The organism is Gemmiger formicilis, assembly GCF_024462815.1.
Classification (GTDB): domain Bacteria; phylum Bacillota; class Clostridia; order Oscillospirales; family Ruminococcaceae; genus Gemmiger.
In genome coordinates this window covers 1-17244 of sequence record NZ_JANGCG010000030.1, presented here as the reverse complement: position 1 = coordinate 17244, position 17244 = coordinate 1, and the positions used below count along the sequence as shown (strand labels likewise).

Annotated in this window: 16 protein-coding genes; all 16 read left to right on the top strand. The window is 55.3% G+C overall.

Features of this window, described 5'->3' with window-relative positions; translation table 11 throughout:
• Nucleotides 1-5922: SpaA isopeptide-forming pilin-related protein (locus tag NE623_RS14820; RefSeq protein WP_305146186.1), on the top strand; the 5922-nt coding region annotated here is incomplete at its 5' end.
• A complete protein-coding gene (locus NE623_RS14025) occupies nt 5903-6310 on the top strand; it encodes a DUF3846 domain-containing protein (RefSeq protein ID WP_256273411.1) in 408 nt (135 codons plus the stop codon). The genes NE623_RS14820 and NE623_RS14025, both read left to right, overlap by 20 nt.
• A 13-nt stretch (nt 6311-6323) precedes the next feature.
• Complete coding sequence (gene metK / locus NE623_RS14020) at nt 6324-7505, top strand: methionine adenosyltransferase (RefSeq protein WP_256273412.1); 1182 nt, start codon at nt 6324-6326, stop codon at nt 7503-7505.
• Nucleotides 7506-7547: 42 nt separating this feature from the next.
• Nucleotides 7548-8450, top strand: a complete 903-nt coding sequence (locus tag NE623_RS14015) for a DUF3991 domain-containing protein (RefSeq protein ID WP_370866768.1) — start codon at nt 7548-7550, stop codon at nt 8448-8450.
• 62 nt (nt 8451-8512) lie between these two features.
• On the top strand, nt 8513-9334 hold the full coding sequence (locus NE623_RS14010) for a DUF6017 domain-containing protein (protein ID WP_256273414.1): 822 nt from the start codon (nt 8513-8515) through the stop codon (nt 9332-9334).
• A 12-nt stretch (nt 9335-9346) separates the two neighbouring features.
• A complete protein-coding gene (locus tag NE623_RS14005) occupies nt 9347-10066 on the top strand; it encodes a hypothetical protein (RefSeq protein ID WP_370866769.1) in 720 nt (239 codons plus the stop codon).
• Complete coding sequence (locus NE623_RS14000; RefSeq protein WP_256273416.1) at nt 10063-10647, top strand: hypothetical protein; 585 nt, start codon at nt 10063-10065, stop codon at nt 10645-10647. Before NE623_RS14005 ends, NE623_RS14000 begins: the two co-directional genes overlap by 4 nt.
• A gap of 63 nt (nt 10648-10710) precedes the next feature.
• The gene (locus NE623_RS13995; protein ID WP_256273425.1) at nt 10711-11460 is read left to right on the top strand and encodes a DNA-methyltransferase; all 750 of its coding nucleotides are present in this window, start codon (nt 10711-10713) and stop codon (nt 11458-11460) included.
• A gap of 76 nt (nt 11461-11536) precedes the next feature.
• Nucleotides 11537-11875, top strand: a complete 339-nt coding sequence (locus tag NE623_RS13990) for a hypothetical protein (protein ID WP_256273417.1) — start codon at nt 11537-11539, stop codon at nt 11873-11875.
• A 98-nt stretch (nt 11876-11973) separates the two neighbouring features.
• Complete coding sequence (locus NE623_RS13985; RefSeq protein WP_256273418.1) at nt 11974-12384, top strand: hypothetical protein; 411 nt, start codon at nt 11974-11976, stop codon at nt 12382-12384.
• A complete protein-coding gene (locus tag NE623_RS13980; RefSeq protein ID WP_256273419.1) occupies nt 12384-12695 on the top strand; it encodes a plasmid mobilization protein in 312 nt (103 codons plus the stop codon). Before NE623_RS13985 ends, NE623_RS13980 begins: the two co-directional genes overlap by 1 nt.
• 15 nt (nt 12696-12710) lie before the next feature.
• A complete protein-coding gene (locus NE623_RS13975) occupies nt 12711-14030 on the top strand; it encodes a relaxase/mobilization nuclease domain-containing protein (protein WP_256273420.1) in 1320 nt (439 codons plus the stop codon).
• 19 nt (nt 14031-14049) lie between these two features.
• A complete protein-coding gene (locus NE623_RS13970; RefSeq protein WP_256273421.1) occupies nt 14050-14301 on the top strand; it encodes a DUF4314 domain-containing protein in 252 nt (83 codons plus the stop codon).
• Nucleotides 14298-14987 carry a DUF3801 domain-containing protein gene (locus NE623_RS13965; RefSeq protein ID WP_256273422.1) on the top strand — a complete coding sequence of 230 codons (690 nt, stop codon included), beginning with the start codon at nt 14298-14300 and terminating at the stop codon, nt 14985-14987. Before NE623_RS13970 ends, NE623_RS13965 begins: the two co-directional genes overlap by 4 nt.
• Nucleotides 14988-15070: 83 nt before the next feature.
• Nucleotides 15071-15373 carry a hypothetical protein gene (locus NE623_RS13960; RefSeq protein WP_256273423.1) on the top strand — a complete coding sequence of 101 codons (303 nt, stop codon included), beginning with the start codon at nt 15071-15073 and terminating at the stop codon, nt 15371-15373.
• Nucleotides 15373-17157: a VirD4-like conjugal transfer protein, CD1115 family gene (locus tag NE623_RS13955; RefSeq protein WP_370866766.1), complete on the top strand. Its 1785-nt coding sequence runs from the start codon at nt 15373-15375 to the stop codon at nt 17155-17157. Before NE623_RS13960 ends, NE623_RS13955 begins: the two co-directional genes overlap by 1 nt.
• Nucleotides 17158-17244 lie beyond the last annotated feature (87 nt).

The following is a 17244-nucleotide window of genomic DNA, read 5'->3' as shown; positions in this document are numbered from 1 at the left end:
TTTGCAGAGGATGCCCCTGCCACGCCGGAGACAGCTTCAGCGGCCACACCGGAAACCGCTGAAGCCAATGTCCCGACACCGAATCTTTCGCAGATCACTGAAAATCTGTACGACGATCTGCCGGACGCGCCTACCGGCAGTTACCTTGGCAGCATGGGTCTGCCCGTGGCAACCGGCGAAACAAAAATCGGTATCTCCGCGTGGGTTTCTGACCTGTATGACGGCGTAGATGCCCATATGGATGCCGATGCGCTGAACGCAGATGAGAACACGGTCACAATCGGCAAAACTCCCGGTACAGACTATGCCATTGTTCCACTGCTGGCGCAGGTCGAATACCCGGCAGACGGTGCGGTATCTGAAATCATACTGCCGGACGGTGTAGAGCTTTTAAGCTACCGCTCCACCGATTATGAGCCTATCCCGGCAGACGAGCAGGAGCAGGCTGAAATCCTGCACCAGACATACTCGGAGCAGTCGGCGGCAGCAACCGGCTTGTATGTGAAAGCCTATACCGATTTTACGGCGCAGCTTGTCTATAAGGATTCGGACGGCAGTTCACAGTCAAAATCTATCCAAGTACAGATCAGCGAGGATGCCGCACCCACACAGATGTATGCCGACACCGGCGATGACGGCATTGCCGCCTATGCTGCAGGGCCGACCCCACCGTATGCCACCGGCAAAATCACAAGCATCGCCAAAGAGGGCGGCACATGGCTCATTTGGTTCAACGGTCAGGAAGCCTACTGCTGCAGCCACGGCCTGAACGGCCAGCCCAAGGGCTGTCCCACCTACAGCTTCTCTCATGTCTCCCGCCTTGAACCCGGCCAGTATACCCCCGGCAACCACTATGCAAACCAGGTCAACATCTGGGGCGGTCTTGGCCAGCTGAGTCTGGATATGCTGGATGACCGTCCTGTTGTGGCAAGCCTTGAAGATGATCCTGAAGGCTGTGAAGAACAGCCGGACATCCTTGGCAGCCTTTACGATGAAACCCAGCAGTGGATCATGGAAAACTATCCCGACAGCTACGCGGCGCAGACCTATATTGCTGCTGCAGAAGAACTGGTAAACGGTACAGATGCGCAGTCCGGGGAAAACGGCTACTATACCTACATCTATAACCCGCCTGCAGGGTATGCGTGGCAGGTTGTGGCGCTGGTCGGTGAAGAAATTGCGGGCGGCACCGAGATCCCGGATGTGCCAAGTGTTCCGGAACCGAAATACTATTCCGCTGCATGGACAGCTCCCGCTCAGACTGCCGGCGGCAGCTTTGACTTGACGTTCACTGTCAACACCGACAAGTACCAGCTGAATACGCTGGAAAAGGTGGACGGCGCGGTCATTACCGTTACGCCCAGCCAGACCGGCGGCAGCGTGGACGGCGGCAGCTGGCAGATGAGTCCTGCCGGAGCGCAGACCATTACCACGAGCGGTCACACACAGGATGACAGTTTTCACCTCAACGGCGGCGACGGTTCTGCCACATGGACGGTTCACTATGAGGTGTCCAAGACCAGCACCAGTACGCTCAGCGGGCAGGAGGGTCCTTTCACCAGCCAAGCCGAAGCAGACGCCGCTGCCGAGGCTGCAAAAAACGCAGCCATTAGTCAGCTGCAGAACGAAGCGCAGGGCATGGTGGATGCTGCCATCGCCGCGGCACGGGCGCAGCTTGCCAATATTACATTCAGCTACGATGAAATCACCATTCCGCACGGCTTCGACAGCACACCCGGTGCGCTGGGCAGCCGCCAGACCATTACTGTTCCGGCTAATAGTTCCAATGACTATAAAATGCAGAACGATGAATGGTCGGTCAAGGTCAGCATCGACAAAATCGACAGTGAAACCAAGCAGCGCATCAAGGGCGATGCCGAGTTTGAGGTTTTCGAGTGGGATACCGTAAACCAGCGGTATATTCCAGCAGGCGGGTACAACCAATACAAGGTTGAACGCCAAGCGGACGGCACTTACAAGGTCATCAACCACAGCAGCTATGCCAACGGCTCGGATAATCTCTATTACACCCAGCGCAATGAGGGCAAGTTTGTCATCGTAGAGAGCCGCGCACCCAGCGGGTACTACGGTGATTGGACGGATGCGAACACTCCCGGCGCGGCAGGCTCTGTTCTCGGCAAGCGGGCGTATGCCTTTGAAATCACCAAAGCATTGGACGCCCAGACCATTTGGCTGGGAAACGCGGATTATAACGCCGACATCACCACGACCAACAGCGGCGGTACGCTCATCGACACCGGCGAGGGCATCGTAACTATCACCTTTGGCAGCCGCAATGCAGATAAGACCTACGCCACAGACCCCACCGGAATCGCCAACAACGAAAATTCCTACACCATCCACGCCAATGCCGACAAGATGCAGAACGACCGTGTCCTCGGCAATATTCTGCTGACAAAAGTGGATCTGGACGCCGCGCGGTATCTGGCTGCGGGCATCAACGGTGACACTACGCTGGAAGGTGCTGTGTACGATCTGTACGCCGCTGAGAATATCACGCAGCCGGACGGCGTGACCGGCATTGTGGACTACAGCAAAATCACCGATGCCAACGGACAACCTATCTGGCACACCACTGTCCTCACCAACGGCGGCTGGGATACCGATTACCTGCCCATCTTGCAGAAAGACCGGCTGGTAGCCTCTGCCAAAATCACAGACGGAAAGCTGGCTTTTGCCAACCTGTACATGGGCCGCTACTATCTGATCGAGCGTACCACCGGGCTGGTACTGCCCATTGACGGAAACGGAAAGCTGTATGTTACCGGGAAGTATCCGTTTTTGAACAAAAAGCTCGAACGCACAGGCAAGTACAGCAGCCTTGCCACTAAGGGCGGCGAGTACACCGACTACATCTACAAAAACCAGTATTCCGCCGTAGCCGAGAGCCGCAAGCTGAACGGTAGCAAGGCGTGGGATGGCTATTATCTTTCCTACGCCAAGGGCTACCTCTGCGATGAGGTCAACCATTACAAAACCCTGACCTATGCAGATGAATCGACCTACCACATCCACGCCAAGCAGGAGAGCCAAGATGAAGTGCTGAAATCTGGTTTTAGTTTGCAGAAGTTGGTTTCGACCACCGGTCAGCCAAGCCCTGCACTGAAATTGGAAGGCGCGGGCTTTACGGTTTACCGCATTTCCAAGTTAAGCAAGGCGGCGCAGTTCAAGCAGAACCCGGATGGCAGCTACGATGCCGCCAGCATCCTATCTGCCTACCGCAAGGACAATTACGATAACGCCACACTAAAATACGATTTCACCGCCGAAGGACAAGCCATCGCCAATATGTACGAGAGCAGTACCGAAACAGTCAACGCCTATAACGCGACCTTGACCGCAGACGGCGACTACGCCAACGGCAAGGGTAACGGATGGATACCCACGGATCAGCCCGCCGAGTATAGGCTGGGAGAAATGTTCACGAACGATGAGGGCATTTTCCGCGTGGAGGGCCTGCCGTATGGGCAATATCTGGTAGTAGAAACCACCATCCCCAAGGATGTGTTCCAGTGTGATCCGTTCATCGTGACAGTGGACGCCAACAGCCCGCAGAGTCGATTTACGGTTCCGGCTGGCAGTGTTACCACCGCCAGCAACGATTATATGACTTTTAATGTGCTGGATGAGGAATTGGAGGGCTATTTACAGCTTATCAAGACCGACACAGAAACCGGCAAGGCGGTCAAAATTGGCAACACAGCCTTTGCGCTGTATCGGCTGGACGAAAAAGACCGCAAGACCCGCATTTCCATGATCGACCCCGCCAGCGGCAGCGCCACCAAGAAAACGGATGTGTTCTACACCGATGCCGAAGGCCTTATGAAAACACCCGAAAAACTGCCGCTGGGCAGATACCTGATTGAGGAACTGCAAGGTCCGGAAGGCTATTTCAACGATCCTGCCTACTCGGTGGAATTTGAAATCAAGTCTGACCGCGTCTGGCAGGTCGTGGGCAATGCCACCAACGACATGGATGAGTACATCGTCACGGAGAAATACTGCAATCACGAAACACTCGGTCAGCTTACAATTCGTAAGCTGGGCAATGTGCTGACCGACTACCAAGATGGACAGTTCATCTACACGCAGGACAACCTCGCAGGCGCGGTGTACGAAATTCACGCTGCAGCCGACATTGCCACACCCGACCGCCAAGGCACCTACTGGTACAAAGACGGTGACCTCGTTGCCACCGTTACCACTGGTGCGGAGGGTCAGGTGGACGAAGTCCGGTTCAGCCCCACCCGCACGCAGGCAACCTACGATTTCCTCACGGTCAGCCATAATGGCACCAAAGGCGAAGTCACCGTGACCCTGCCGCTGGGCAAGTACACCATTACCGAGGTTCAAGCGCCGTATGGTTTTGTGCTGACCCAGCAGAGCTACACTGTGGAATTTGGCTGGGACAACCAGAAAAATGACATTGTGTTGGCAAAAACTATTGTCAGCCACGAGCAGGACGGCGACAAGGAATGTTCGTACAGCATTGTGAATGTCAAGGATGCCTCGGATGCCCACAAGAATGGGCAGACACTTGTGTTTGAAAATGCGCGGGTGCTGCCCACGCCCGAAAAGCCCGGCGATAAAGTCAGCAAAATCGGTGTAGGCATTTACAAGCAGGACCGAGAGGCGCTGACCTATCTGCCCGGTGCGGTGTATGAACTCTACACCGTGGATGACATTTATTCCGCGGACGGTACAAAGCTGCTGGACGCCGGTACAAAGCTGGCCACCAGTAGCACAACCAACGCCAGCGGCTTTACTTGGTTTGATGTGGATGTGCCGATTCGCGGCGAATATTACATTGACCCGGCAGGTCCGCGAAGCATCAGCCGCGAGAACAGCGGCAGATACCGCATTGTCGAGGTCAAAGCTCCTGCTGGGTATCTGCTGGACAGTACCCCGGTGGATGTAGAGTTCACCTATGCGGGTCAACAAATCGCGTGGCAGGTCGTGGACGCTACGAACACCAACCTGCGCACCAGTGTAGACATTTCCAAGCAGGACATCACCAACGGCAAGGAACTGCCCGGCGCACAGCTTGAAATCCGTGATGCAGACGGCAATCTGGTAGAGGGCTGGACCTCCGGCAAAGTGCCGCACACCGTGCGAGGTCTGGAACTTGAAAAAGAGTACACCCTGACGGAGAAACGCGCCCCGGGCGGCTACGCCGAAGCCGAAAGCATCGTGTTCAAGCTGGTGCAGGAAGGTACAGAGCAGGTCAATGAGGTATATGTGAAACCCAACGATGATTGGACAAAACTCGACGATGCCACCGTCATCATGCAGGACGCGCCTGTGCTGGATATCGACAAGACCGACATTGCGGGCAATCTGCTGCCGGGTGCTACGCTGACGATCCGCGATGCAGACGATGAAGCTATTGACACTTGGGTGACAGATTACAAAACGCATTGTGTTCCCATTTCGGATGATTCCCTCAAACTGTCGGACGACAGCAAGGAGTACATCTACACCCTGACCGAAGATGCCGCCCCGGCCGGCTTTGAAATTGCTAACTCGGTGCAGTTCAAGTTGGAAACCGTTGATGACGGGATTTCTCTTTTCGTCCGCGAAAATGCCGATGCCGAATGGGTGCGCGCCGACAAACGCCTGATCCAGATGATCGATGAAGCCACGCCCCGCGAGGACACGCCCACACTGACTCCGGCGCCCACACCGCAGCCGACGCCCGCTGCAACCCCTGCGCCTACCCCTGCGCCTACGCCGCATAAGGTGCAGACCCTCCCGCAGACAGGAGATGGTTTCCCGCTGCTGGCTATCGTGGTCGTTTCCCTTGTGTCCGCAACAGGTATCGTGCTGCTGACCGTCAAGCAGAAAAATGCGCTGAAAAAAACTTCTGATGAGGAGGACGCCGATGAAAGTGCTGATCGTTGAACCCGGAAAATACCCCCGCGAAGCCGACATTGAACACACCCTTGAAGCCGAGCAGGCAGTTGTCGGCGGCACCATCGAGGCAGTGTACCCTTGGAAAGATAACGCCTGCATCGTTTGCAACGATAACGGCATTGCAGAAAACCTGCCGCTGAATCGTATGCTGGGCGACTATGACATTATCCACGGCACTTTTTTCGTCTGCGGTCTGACCCGCGATGACTTTACCGACCTTACGCCGCAGCAGATGAAACACTACGAGGAAATGTACCACGATCCGCAACTGTTTTTCCTGCTGGGCAAGACCCTGTGTGTGGAACACACCACCCCGGAAGAATACGCCCATGTTATGACCCCGCCGCCGAACACAAAAGAAAGCCACGAAAGATAAGGAGAAAGTACCTATGAACGACATTTTTGAGAATACCGAAACCATGCAGGAAAACGAACATCCTCGTTTTTACACCGCAGAATCTGTTATGCGCGGGCATCCCGACAAGCTGTGTGACCTCATTGCCGACAGCGTGCTGGACGCCTGTCTTGAACGTGACCCCGCCAGCCGCGTGGCCTGTGAAGTCATGGCAACCCACGGTCACATCATTGTGGCGGGAGAAATCACGACCTCGGCCAAACCCGACGTGTTCAACATCGTCCGCGACACCCTGCGCGATGTGGGGTACGACCCCAAGAACTACCAAATCGACTGCTACATCCACGACCAAAGCCCCGACATTGCGGGCGCTGTCGAGCCGGAATTGGCTGAGGGAGAGGACGAGGACACCCTCGGCGCGGGCGATCAGGGCGTTATGGTCGGCTACGCCTGCAACGAAACGCCCGAATATCTGCCGATGCCGGTGGTTGCCGCCCAGCGCCTTGTGACGCTGCTGGAAATCTCCCGCATGACCGGCGTTATCCCCGACATCGGCCCGGACGGCAAGGTGCAGGTCACGATGGAATACAACGGTGATACCCCCGTGCGCATCACCACGGTGGTCGTTTCTGTCCAGCACAAAGAGGATGCCGATATTGACAAGCTGGCAGATTTGCTGGACGAATATGTGTTCCCGCTGGCCTTTGACGGTATGCCCGCCGATGACGCGGAAATCATCCTGAACCCCAGCGGTAAGTTTGTGCAGGGTGGTCCGGATGCCGATACCGGCCTGACCGGGCGCAAGCTCATGGTGGACAGCTACGGCACATTTGCACCCCACGGCGGAGGTGCATTCAGCGGCAAGGACGCCACCAAGGTGGACCGCAGCGGCGCGTACATGGCGCGGTATATTGCCAAGAACATGGTCGCCGCCCATCTTGCCGACCGTTGTCAGGTCACGCTGGCGTATGCCATCGGGGAAAAAGAGCCTGTCATGGTGGATGTGAATACCTTCGGCACCGGCATTTGCGAGGATGACTGTTTGGCTGCAGCAGTGCGCAAGGCGTATGACCTGACCCCTGCGGGCATTATCAAGCAGTTGAACCTGCTGAACCCCATTTACAGCCGCACGGCGGCGGGCGGTCACTTCGGGCGCGAGGATTTTCCGTGGGAAAATGTTGAACATATGAGCGACCTCGCCGCTTACATTGTGTAATTGCCGCGCGTCAGTAAAGAACAGATCCATGCCGCCAACCGGATGACGGCAATAGAATTTCTGCGGCGGTACAGACCCAATTCGCTGGTGAAAAGCAGCGCACGGGGCGAGTACCAGCTTGCAGAACATGACAGCTTCAAGATAAACGGCGAATCCAGTGTGTGGCACTGGAAAAGCCGCGACATCGGCGGTAAGTCGGCGCTGAAATATTTGATTTATGTGGAAGGTGTACCGTTCGTGGAGGCGGTGCAGCTGCTGTGTGAGGAAAGCCCGACGTACATCCCCGTGCAGCATGAAGCGGTGGAGCGTGAGCGCCCATCGTTCAAACTTCCCCGGAAAGCGCCGAATAATGACCGCATAACGCGGTATCTGCTGGGGAGAGGAGTGTCTCTGCCCACCATCCGCTACTGTATTGCGAGAGCTATTCTGTACGAAAGCGCAGAATACCACAACTGCGTGTTCTTAGGAAAAGATGTGCAGGGTGTGCCGAAATACGCGGCATTGCGCGGCATTTATGACTACGGCAAGCCGTTCAAGCGCGAGGCTCCCGGCAGTCAGAAACAGTACGGATTCTGCATCCCGCCGATGCAGCCAGGCACTACCGTGGCGGTGTTTGAAGCCACCATAGATGCCATGGCAGAGATGACGCTCTGTGGGGATGCTGCGGACAAGTACCGACTTTCGCTGGGCGGTATCTCATCCTCCGGCAAGGAGCCTTTGGCGTTACAGGAATTTCTGCGGCAGCATCCGGAAATCACCACGATAGAACTGCGGCTGGACAACGATGCCAAAGGGCGCATGGCGAGTGTCGGCATCAGGAGAATCTATGCTGACCGCTACACCGTGCATGACCTTCCGCCCGAAATCGAGAATGGAGATTACGCTGATATGGCAAAAAACAACCTGATGGCAAGAACCGCCGCCCACCGCGCGGCTTGCCGATAGAGAGAAAATTATGAAAATACATATTCGTTCGCCCACCTATGGGTAACAGGAGGTAAATCGTTATGGCTGTGTTCCGTGTACAAAAGACGCAAAATTATACCATTATGTCCAACCATCATCTGCGCAACAAGGCTCTTTCGCTCAAGGCGAAGGGGCTTTTATCTTTAATGCTGTCTCTGCCCGAAGATTGGGATTATACCACGCGCGGGTTGGCGTCCATCTGCAAAGAGGGCGTGGACAGCGTGTGTGCCACCGTGCGCGAGTTAGAAGCGGCGGGGTATATTATCCGCCGCCGCATCCGCGACAAGAACGGTCAGATGCGCGGTATGGAGTACACGGTTTTAGAGCAGCCGCAGCCCCCGGAACAGGGTCCCGAAGAAGCTGCGCCTAAGTGTGCCCAACCAAAACAGGCAGAGCCTGAACGGGAAAAACCTGTACAGGAAAATCCTGCACAATTAAATACTAAAGAAATAAATAAAGAAGAAACAAATAACGTATCGAATCCTATCCGCGCGGCGGGCCAGCGGGCAGAGTACCGCGCCCTGCTGCTGAAAAATATCGAGTATCCGATTTTGGCGCAGAATAACCCGATGGATACGATGCGATTGGATGAACTGGTGGAGTTGATGCTGGATGTGGTTTGTTCCAAACGGGCGGCTATTCGCATTTCGGGTGAGGAAATGCCTGCCGAAGTAGTAAAATCTCGATTCCTAAAATTGGGCGCAGAACATATCCAGTATGTTCTGGATTGCCTCAAGGACAATCCGCCCCGCATCCGAAACATCAAGCAATACTTACTGGCGGCGCTGTACAACGCGCCGCTGACGATAGAAAACTACTATGCCGCACAGATCGACCACGACCTGTGCGGCGGAAAGAGGTGACATGATTTGCAGATGAAATTTTATTCTCCGCTGACTGCGGACTTTTTCCCAAATGAACCGGACTATGAGGACGAGTTCTACGACGAGTACGAGGGCTACCGGCAGGACGGGCATGAACTGCTGGAATACGAGACAGCCATCCGCGATGCCGTCGAAAACGATACCCGCGACTTTGGCGGCGACCTCATGCAGTATTACCACGAGGACGATTCTGTTCGTAATAAAGTCGTCACGGCTGTCCCGTCCGTCGAGATGCATGGCAACAAGCTCTGCGGCTGTCTGACCGTGGAACTGAAAGAACCTCTGCTCGATGATGAGCAGACCGTCCTCTGCAACTACATTTCCGGTCAGTACAGCGACGGCTGGGGCGAGGGCTTCGAGCAGCGGGAAATCGATGTTGGGGATGGCAAGCTGTATGTCCATTTCTGGCAGGATCACGATTTTGAACTGAAACGCGATGTGCCGGATATGACCGAATTCAACAAACTGCTGAACCGTCCCAAGAAGCCCAAGATGCAGCTGCTTGGGCAGGATGGCAACATTTTCTCCATCATGGGGCGAGCCTCCAGACTGCTGACCGACTATGGACAGGCCGACAAGGCCAAAGAAATGCGTGACCGCGTTATGTCCTGCGACAGCTACCAGAAAGCGCTCAACATCGTTTCCGAGTATGTGGAAACCGAACTGACGCCCAATCCTACGCCCAAGCGTGACCGGGGTGATGCCAGATGAAGAAATACGAGATTACTGACATTGCCCATCCCAACAACCCCAACCTATACCGCATCCGGGCTGTGGCGAATCTGACCGAGGATGTCCTTGCAGGGATGCTCGGCGGCTATGTGGAAAGCTATGACAACCTCGACCAAGAGGGGCGCGCGTGGATTGCAGCGGATGCCATCGCCTGTGAAAATGCAGTTGTCTGCGGTGACGCAGTCCTTACAGATCACGCCGTTGCAAAAGGCAACGCCTATGTCGGAAAGAACGCCACCGTAATGGGGGATGCCACCGTGCAGGATGATGCCATCGTCTGCAGCGGGGTCATTATGGGAAAAAGCTGTGTCTGCGGTTATGCCGTGCTTCGGCAGGATGAGCAAACCTTGTGCGCACCGATCATTGACGGCAGCGCCCGTGTATATGGCGAAATCTCCGGCAATGTAGTTTGCCGCGGCAATGCCGTTGTCCTGCCCGGCACCAAGCTCGACAACAGGACGCAGGACTGCTTTGTACTCGAAGATGACCGAGTTTCTGTGCAGACAGCCAGCCGCACACCGCCCCCGAAAGAACCCCGTACCTATGATTTTGAACGATAAGAAAGAAGGATGCCTTTGACGAACACTCCCGAAACTCTCAACATTCTCAACTCCGATTTCCGGATGCCCGAACACTGCGGCGGTGACCGCTGGTCGATTTTGCACGGGGATTCTTTGCAGATCCTCCGCGAGTTTGAGCCGAACAGCTTCGATGCCATCATCACCGACCCGCCCTATGCTAGCGGCGGCAGCAGCCAGACCACCAAGAACCGCAGCACCAACGAGAAGTACAGCAGCATGAGCAAGGACAAAGCGCTGCCTGACTTCGATTCTGACCAAATGGATCAGCTGAGCTGGATGTTCTGGACGGCGGCATGGCTGCAGGATGCCCGCCGCATTGCCAAGCCCGGCGCACCTGTCTGCCTGTTCATCGATTGGCGGCAGCTGCCCGCCATGACGCTGGCCCTGCAGTGGGCGGGCTGGACCTGGCGCGGCGTGGCGGTGTGGGATAAGGTTGCCAGCCGTCCGCAAAAAGGGCGCTTTCGTCAGCAGTCCGAGTACATTGTGTGGGGGTCGAACGGCAAGATGCCGCTTGAGAGAAATGTCGGGTGTCTGCCGGGCGTGTTCCGATACCCGAACCCGCAGAACCGCATCCATGTCACCGAAAAGCCCTTGCAGCTTATGCGGGATGTGGTGCAGATCTGCGAGCCGGGCGGGCGCATCCTTGACCCCTTTGCCGGGGCAGGTACCACCGTGCTGGCCGCTGTGCAGGAAGGCTATGAGGCTGTCGGCATTGAAATGTCGGACGCCTACTTCCGCCGCAGCACCGAACGGCTGAAAACCGCCCTTGAATCCGAAGTGAATCAGAACTGATTCACTTTTGACCGCCAACTTGATAATAGTGAATCAAATCTGATTCACTCCCGAAATTCAGAAAGGAAACACGAAAATGAAACGACCTTGGGCTTTTATCTGCGCCAGTGAGGGCGCAACCTCCAAACATCTCCGCAATTACTGCCGCGAGGTGTACCTGCTGGGCTACCTGCCGGTATGCCCCAAATTGCAGGACAGCCAGTATTTGGTGCAGGAAGATGCCGTAGAACGCAGCGAATACACCGCCATTGTGCGGGACAAGCTGCTGCGCTGCCCGATGCTGGTGGTCTGCAGCCGCAATCAGGACGCAACCACCAACGCGCAGATCGGTTTGGCGCAGAAATATAACCGCATTGTCACGACCTTGGACGGTTTGAAGAAAGCCGTTTCGGAGGGTGACGACCTTGTGTCATGAATGGCGCTGGGAGTGTGTTTGGCAAGCATAGCGTTTGGATATCCAAACGCACCTTTGGGGTGATCCCCAAACCCCCAATTATAGAATCGAGGTAGAAAATGCCGCATCATTATCCGGCTTTGCACATTCCGTTTCAGCCCTACGATAAAAACATGACCGACTTGCAGGAGACAAAAGAGTCGGGCACTGTGTACCCGTTTGTGGTGGACACTGCTATTTTCATTCAGGCAGATGACTACCGCATGTTCTGGCATGAAGATAACCCGGACTATCCTTTTATGCGGGAATTGCCGGAGAACTGCCTTGACCCCAAAACGGGAAAACTGCACTGTACGATTATTCTGGACATCAACGACCCCAGCTGCATTTTGCTCAGCAAAATGAACGGTAAATATTATGTGGCTTCACATGACAATTTTAAGCAGATTGACTTTTCTAGTTTAGCATGGCGGTGCGTGAGCCTGAGCACAAAACCACCCGCTAAAAAATCGCATGATCTGGAGCGCTAATGGCCCGTAAGCGGGACCATGTTATTGCGCTGCGCCTTAACGACCGGGAATATCGTTACTTATGCCAACAGGTGGCAACCAGCGGTCTGCCACGTGAGGAATATCTGCGCAGCCTTGTCATGCGCAAGAATATTAATCCGCGCCCCTGCACACATCATGCAGAACTTGTTCGCAAGGTGGCTGGTCTTTGTAACAATGCCAACCAGTTGGCCCACCGCGCTAACAGCATCGGCATGGCTGGGCAGGGGAGTGTTGACGAGATGATGCGCATCGCCAAGGAAGTCTGGCGTGAGATAAAAGAAAACTACTAGGAGGCCCCATGAAATATGGCTTACACATCCGTGATCCCTGTCCGCCGTCTGGATCGGGCGGTTGATTATGTTATGAACCGCAAAAAGACGACGGCGGTATCCTTGCAGGATGCCCTTGATTATGCCGCCAACCGCGACAAAACGGAGAAATCCTGTTTTGAAAGCTCATATGCCTGCACACTGAAAACTGCTTTTGCCGATATGCGGCAAACCAAGGAACAGTGGCACAAGTCGGGCGGTGTGCAGGGATATCACCTTGTACAGAGTTTTGCAGCAGGAGAGGTTACACCCGAACTGGCGCACCAAATCGCAAAGGAACTGGCAGCTCGCGTGCTGGGCGGGCGATATGAATATGTCATCGGCACGCACCTGAACACCGGGCATATCCATTCGCATATCGTCTGGAACTCGGTCGGCTGTGTAGATGGCAAAAAGTATCGCAGCAACTATAAAAGCTATGTGACGGAGATCCGCGCAGTGTCAGATGAACTTTGCCGGAAATATAAGCTGTCGGTCATCGACACCGAGAACTCAAACCATGTGGCAAAGCCCTACGCCGAGTGGTTGGCGGAGAAAAACGGTCAGCCAACATGGCGCACGGCTATTCGGCAGGATGTGGACGAAGCGATTCAACAAAGCCTTACATGGCGGCAATTTCTTAACGCGCTGGAGCGCAATGGCTATGAGGTGCGCATGGGGCGCAAGTATCCCGTTTTGCGTCCGCCCGGAAAAGAGCGCTTTGTTCGCTTCAAAACGCTGGGCAAGCGGTACACGCCAGAAGCAATCCAGATGCGCATCCTGTATCCACAAAGCTACCACCCTTATGTGGAAAATCCACCAACAATCCAACATGGCCGTCTGCACAGCGGGAAGAAGCCCCATCGCAAGCTGACCGGGCTGCGGGCGTTGTATTATCGCTATCTATACGAATTGGGTGCGCTCCCTCGCAAGCCGAGCCGTCCAAGTTATGCTGTTCGGCAGGATACCTACAAGTTGAATCAACGCATCCGCCAGATGGAATTTCTATCCCGCTACTGCATAGATACGCTGGCACAGCTTGAAACCTACCGCCAAGCCAAACAGGGTGAAATTGTCCAACTAACGGCAAAAAGAAAATCGCTGTATAAAACAAACCCAGACAGCCCACGCATCCAGCAAGTCAACACAGCCCTAAAGCAGCTTCGCCAAGAAGAACGGCTCTGCCGCAAAATTGCAGAACACTCCCTAGAGGTGCAGCAGCACCTCACCGAAGCCCGCCGTGACCGCGCTGAACAACAAAAACAAGAACAGGAACGTGCGCGTGACCGCCGCCCCAACATTGATTTGACACTGTAATCTCGAAAGGAGACTGCCTATGAAATACCCCAACAAAGACTACATCGAACACCTGCGCCGCAAGTACCCGCCCGGCACGCGGCTGCAACTTAGCTGCATGGAAGATGAGTTTCCCGTGCCGCCCGGTTCTATGGGCACGGTGGAATGTATCGACGACACTGGGCAAATCCATGTAGATTGGGACTGCGGGCGCAGTCTTGCCCTCATCCCCGGTGTGGACTCGTTCAGCCGCTTGCCCTCGCCCAAAGAAAAGGCCGGTGATGCCAGATGAATTACGGCTCCGAACCTGCGGATCAGGTCGTCCGCTACTCGCTGGAGGGCGCAGAGTTTGCCCTGCGCATCTCCGGCACCGCTGCGAAAAACTTCTTTATTTTCGCACAGGCAGTGCTGCACGACAGCAAAAAGACCCACGGAAAAACGCACCTAATCCGTTTGCTGAAAGAGCAGAAGCCGCTGAATTTTTTCACGGTAGACAAAGACCGTATGCACGATTTTGCTCGCGCCGCCAAGGCGCATGGTCTGCTGTTTTGCCCCATCCGTGACAAGATGGACCCCGACCACATTGAAATCGCCATTTTGCAGGACGATGCGTCCAAAGCCAACCGCATCATCGATAAGCTGCAACTGGCTATTGTGGACACCGGCACGGCAGAACTGGTCGATGCCGTGCAGCAGAATTTGGAAAATGCAGCCCCCAATCACGAGGATACGCCCACCGTGGATTTTCCGCTGGGCTCGGAGAACGCCAGTCCGTCCGAGCCTTTCTTCGACAGCAGCAAATCTTTTGCAAACTCGCCGTCGCCGCGCGCCGATCAGCTTCGAGCCAAGGGTGAGCGCCCCAGCGTCCGCATGGAACTGCAGGATATTACCGCCTACCTGCGAAACCGGGCAAAGGCGCCCAAAGACCGTATGCCCAAGCTGCCGGTAAAAATTCGGCGCAAAGAAAAGGTGCTGTAAATGTTTTCTGTTTGTTTTCAAATGCAGACTAGCTTTTGCAGCGCCTTTGGGATATGTTGTAGGCAACAGGAGGTGCAAAAGCCATGACAGAACGCAAGGTGAAACTCGACCGTGCCAACAAAAGCATCCTACTCCGGGCGCTGGGCGATGTCTACTACGGTCAACGCGCCCGCGGCGGCAGCGCCGAAGAAACGGGGCGGCTGATTCTTCGGGTGAACGATCTGCCCGCAGGCGGCAAGCTGACGATGTCGGCGGCAGAGTATCGGCTGGCAAAAGCCGCCCTCAACCAACTGCGCACCCAGCGCTTGGCTGAGGGCGGCTATACCGATGCCGTGGATGACGCGCTGACCCGACTGCTGCACGCCCACGCGCCGCTGCTGCTCTAGTGAGAAAAACACCTTGGTGGGTCTGGCTGCTGCCGCTGCCCATTGTGTGGTGGGCGGCGCTGGCGGTGGCTTGCCGCTGGCAGCCGGGCATGAAGATAACGGCTCTGCTGGATGCGCTGAATAGCGCACTGGCAGAGCCGTTTGCGTTGGCGTGGAGTCAAGACAGCCCGCGCTTTTTGTTGGTGTTTACGGTGGTTTATACGGTAGCGGTTATTGTGGCCGTGACGGATCAGAAGAATACCCGCCCCGGCGCGGAGCATGGCTCGGCGGCTTGGGGCGATGTGTTCCGCTTGAACAAGTTCTACATGGACAAGCGAGGACCGAACCTGCTGCTGACCCAGCATTTCCACATTGGAATCGACGGCTATAAGCATAAGCACAACACCAACATCCTCATTGTCGGCGGCTCCGGCGCAGGCAAGACGCGCACCTACGGTGTGCCGAATGTACTGGAATGTGCCTGCTCAATGGTCATCACTGACCCAAAATCTGAAATTTTGCGTAAGACCGGCAATTTGTTGAAGCAAACGGGGTATGAGGTGATTGTCTTTGACCTTATAAATCCCGCCGCATCGTTCTGTTACAACCCGTTTGTGTATGTGCATGATGACCGTGAAGTGCTGACCTTGATTGAAAATCTGATTCAGAACACAACACCATCACATTCAAAAAGCAGCGACCCCTTCTGGGAAAAGTCCGAAACTGCGCTGCTCCAAGCCCTTATGTTGTACCTGCTGCACGAGGCCCCGCCCGAAGAACAAAACTTCCCGATGGTGATGGAGATGATTGCAGCCGCAGAAGTCCACGAGGACGATGACACCTACCAATCCCCGCTGGACATCTTGTTCGAGCGATTGGAAATGCGCGAACCCGACAGCATCGCTTGTAAGCAGTACCGCATTTTCAAACAAGCGGCTGGCAAGACCGCGAAATCCATCCTTGTCAGCGTGGGCGTTCGCTTGGCGGCGTTCAACCTGCCGTCCATCGCCAAGCTGACCATGACAGACGAACTGCACTTGCAGGAATTGGGCGAACGCAAGGTTGCGCTGTTCTGCTGCATCTCGGACTCGGATAAATCCTTAAACTACCTTGTCGGCATGATTTACACGCAGCTTATCCAAACGCTATACCGTCAGGCAGATCGGGTGCATAAGGGCCGTCTGCCTGTGCCGGTGCATTGCCTCATGGACGAGTACGCGAACATTTCCTTGCCAAAAGATACATTCTTGTCGGCACTGGCCACCATGCGCTCCCGCGCTATTTTCTGTTCGATTATTGTGCAGAATATGGCGCAGTTAAAGGCTATGTACAAGGATGATTGGGAATCACTGGTCGGTCTGTGCGACGAGTTTCTCTACCTCGGCGGCACCGAGAAAGAAACCCACAAGTATGTTTCGGAACTGCTGGGCAAGGAAACCATCTCCACGACCAGCTATAACCAAAGCAAAGGGCGCAGCGGCAGTTACAGCATCAACCACCAGCAATCCGGGCGCGACCTTATGACCCCGGACGAGGTGCGGCTGCTGGACAACAGCAAGTGCATCTTGTTCATCCGAGGGGAGCGTCCGGTGGTGGACTACAAATACAATCTGCTCAAGCATCCCAACATCCGCTGCACCGAGGACGGCGGCGCAGCCCCTTACGACTACACCGCCGCCGACGACGCGCGGGACGATCTGCCCGGCACACCCGAAAACTACGAACTGCTGGATATGGACGACTTTCTGCCCACCGAACCCGCAGAAATAAAGCCAACCATACAAAGAATTAGGAGGCCCAAATGAAGCTGAATCATAACAAAAAATCCGTGAAAATCTCTCTCAATTTGTTTGCGCTGTACGCCGTCATGGTGTGCGGCATTGTTTTTGCCC

Coding starts and splice junctions, on each gene's coding strand:
- NE623_RS14025 (WP_256273411.1), top strand. CDS start 5,903: ATGAAAGTGCTGATCGTTGAACCCGGAAAATACCCCCGCGAAGCCGAC.
- metK (WP_256273412.1), top strand. CDS start 6,324: ATGAACGACATTTTTGAGAATACCGAAACCATGCAGGAAAACGAACAT.
- NE623_RS14015 (WP_370866768.1), top strand. CDS start 7,548: ATGACGGCAATAGAATTTCTGCGGCGGTACAGACCCAATTCGCTGGTG.
- NE623_RS14010 (WP_256273414.1), top strand. CDS start 8,513: ATGGCTGTGTTCCGTGTACAAAAGACGCAAAATTATACCATTATGTCC.
- NE623_RS14005 (WP_370866769.1), top strand. CDS start 9,347: ATGAAATTTTATTCTCCGCTGACTGCGGACTTTTTCCCAAATGAACCG.
- NE623_RS14000 (WP_256273416.1), top strand. CDS start 10,063: ATGAAGAAATACGAGATTACTGACATTGCCCATCCCAACAACCCCAAC.
- NE623_RS13995 (WP_256273425.1), top strand. CDS start 10,711: ATGCCCGAACACTGCGGCGGTGACCGCTGGTCGATTTTGCACGGGGAT.
- NE623_RS13990 (WP_256273417.1), top strand. CDS start 11,537: ATGAAACGACCTTGGGCTTTTATCTGCGCCAGTGAGGGCGCAACCTCC.
- NE623_RS13985 (WP_256273418.1), top strand. CDS start 11,974: ATGCCGCATCATTATCCGGCTTTGCACATTCCGTTTCAGCCCTACGAT.
- NE623_RS13980 (WP_256273419.1), top strand. CDS start 12,384: ATGGCCCGTAAGCGGGACCATGTTATTGCGCTGCGCCTTAACGACCGG.
- NE623_RS13975 (WP_256273420.1), top strand. CDS start 12,711: ATGGCTTACACATCCGTGATCCCTGTCCGCCGTCTGGATCGGGCGGTT.
- NE623_RS13970 (WP_256273421.1), top strand. CDS start 14,050: ATGAAATACCCCAACAAAGACTACATCGAACACCTGCGCCGCAAGTAC.
- NE623_RS13965 (WP_256273422.1), top strand. CDS start 14,298: ATGAATTACGGCTCCGAACCTGCGGATCAGGTCGTCCGCTACTCGCTG.
- NE623_RS13960 (WP_256273423.1), top strand. CDS start 15,071: ATGACAGAACGCAAGGTGAAACTCGACCGTGCCAACAAAAGCATCCTA.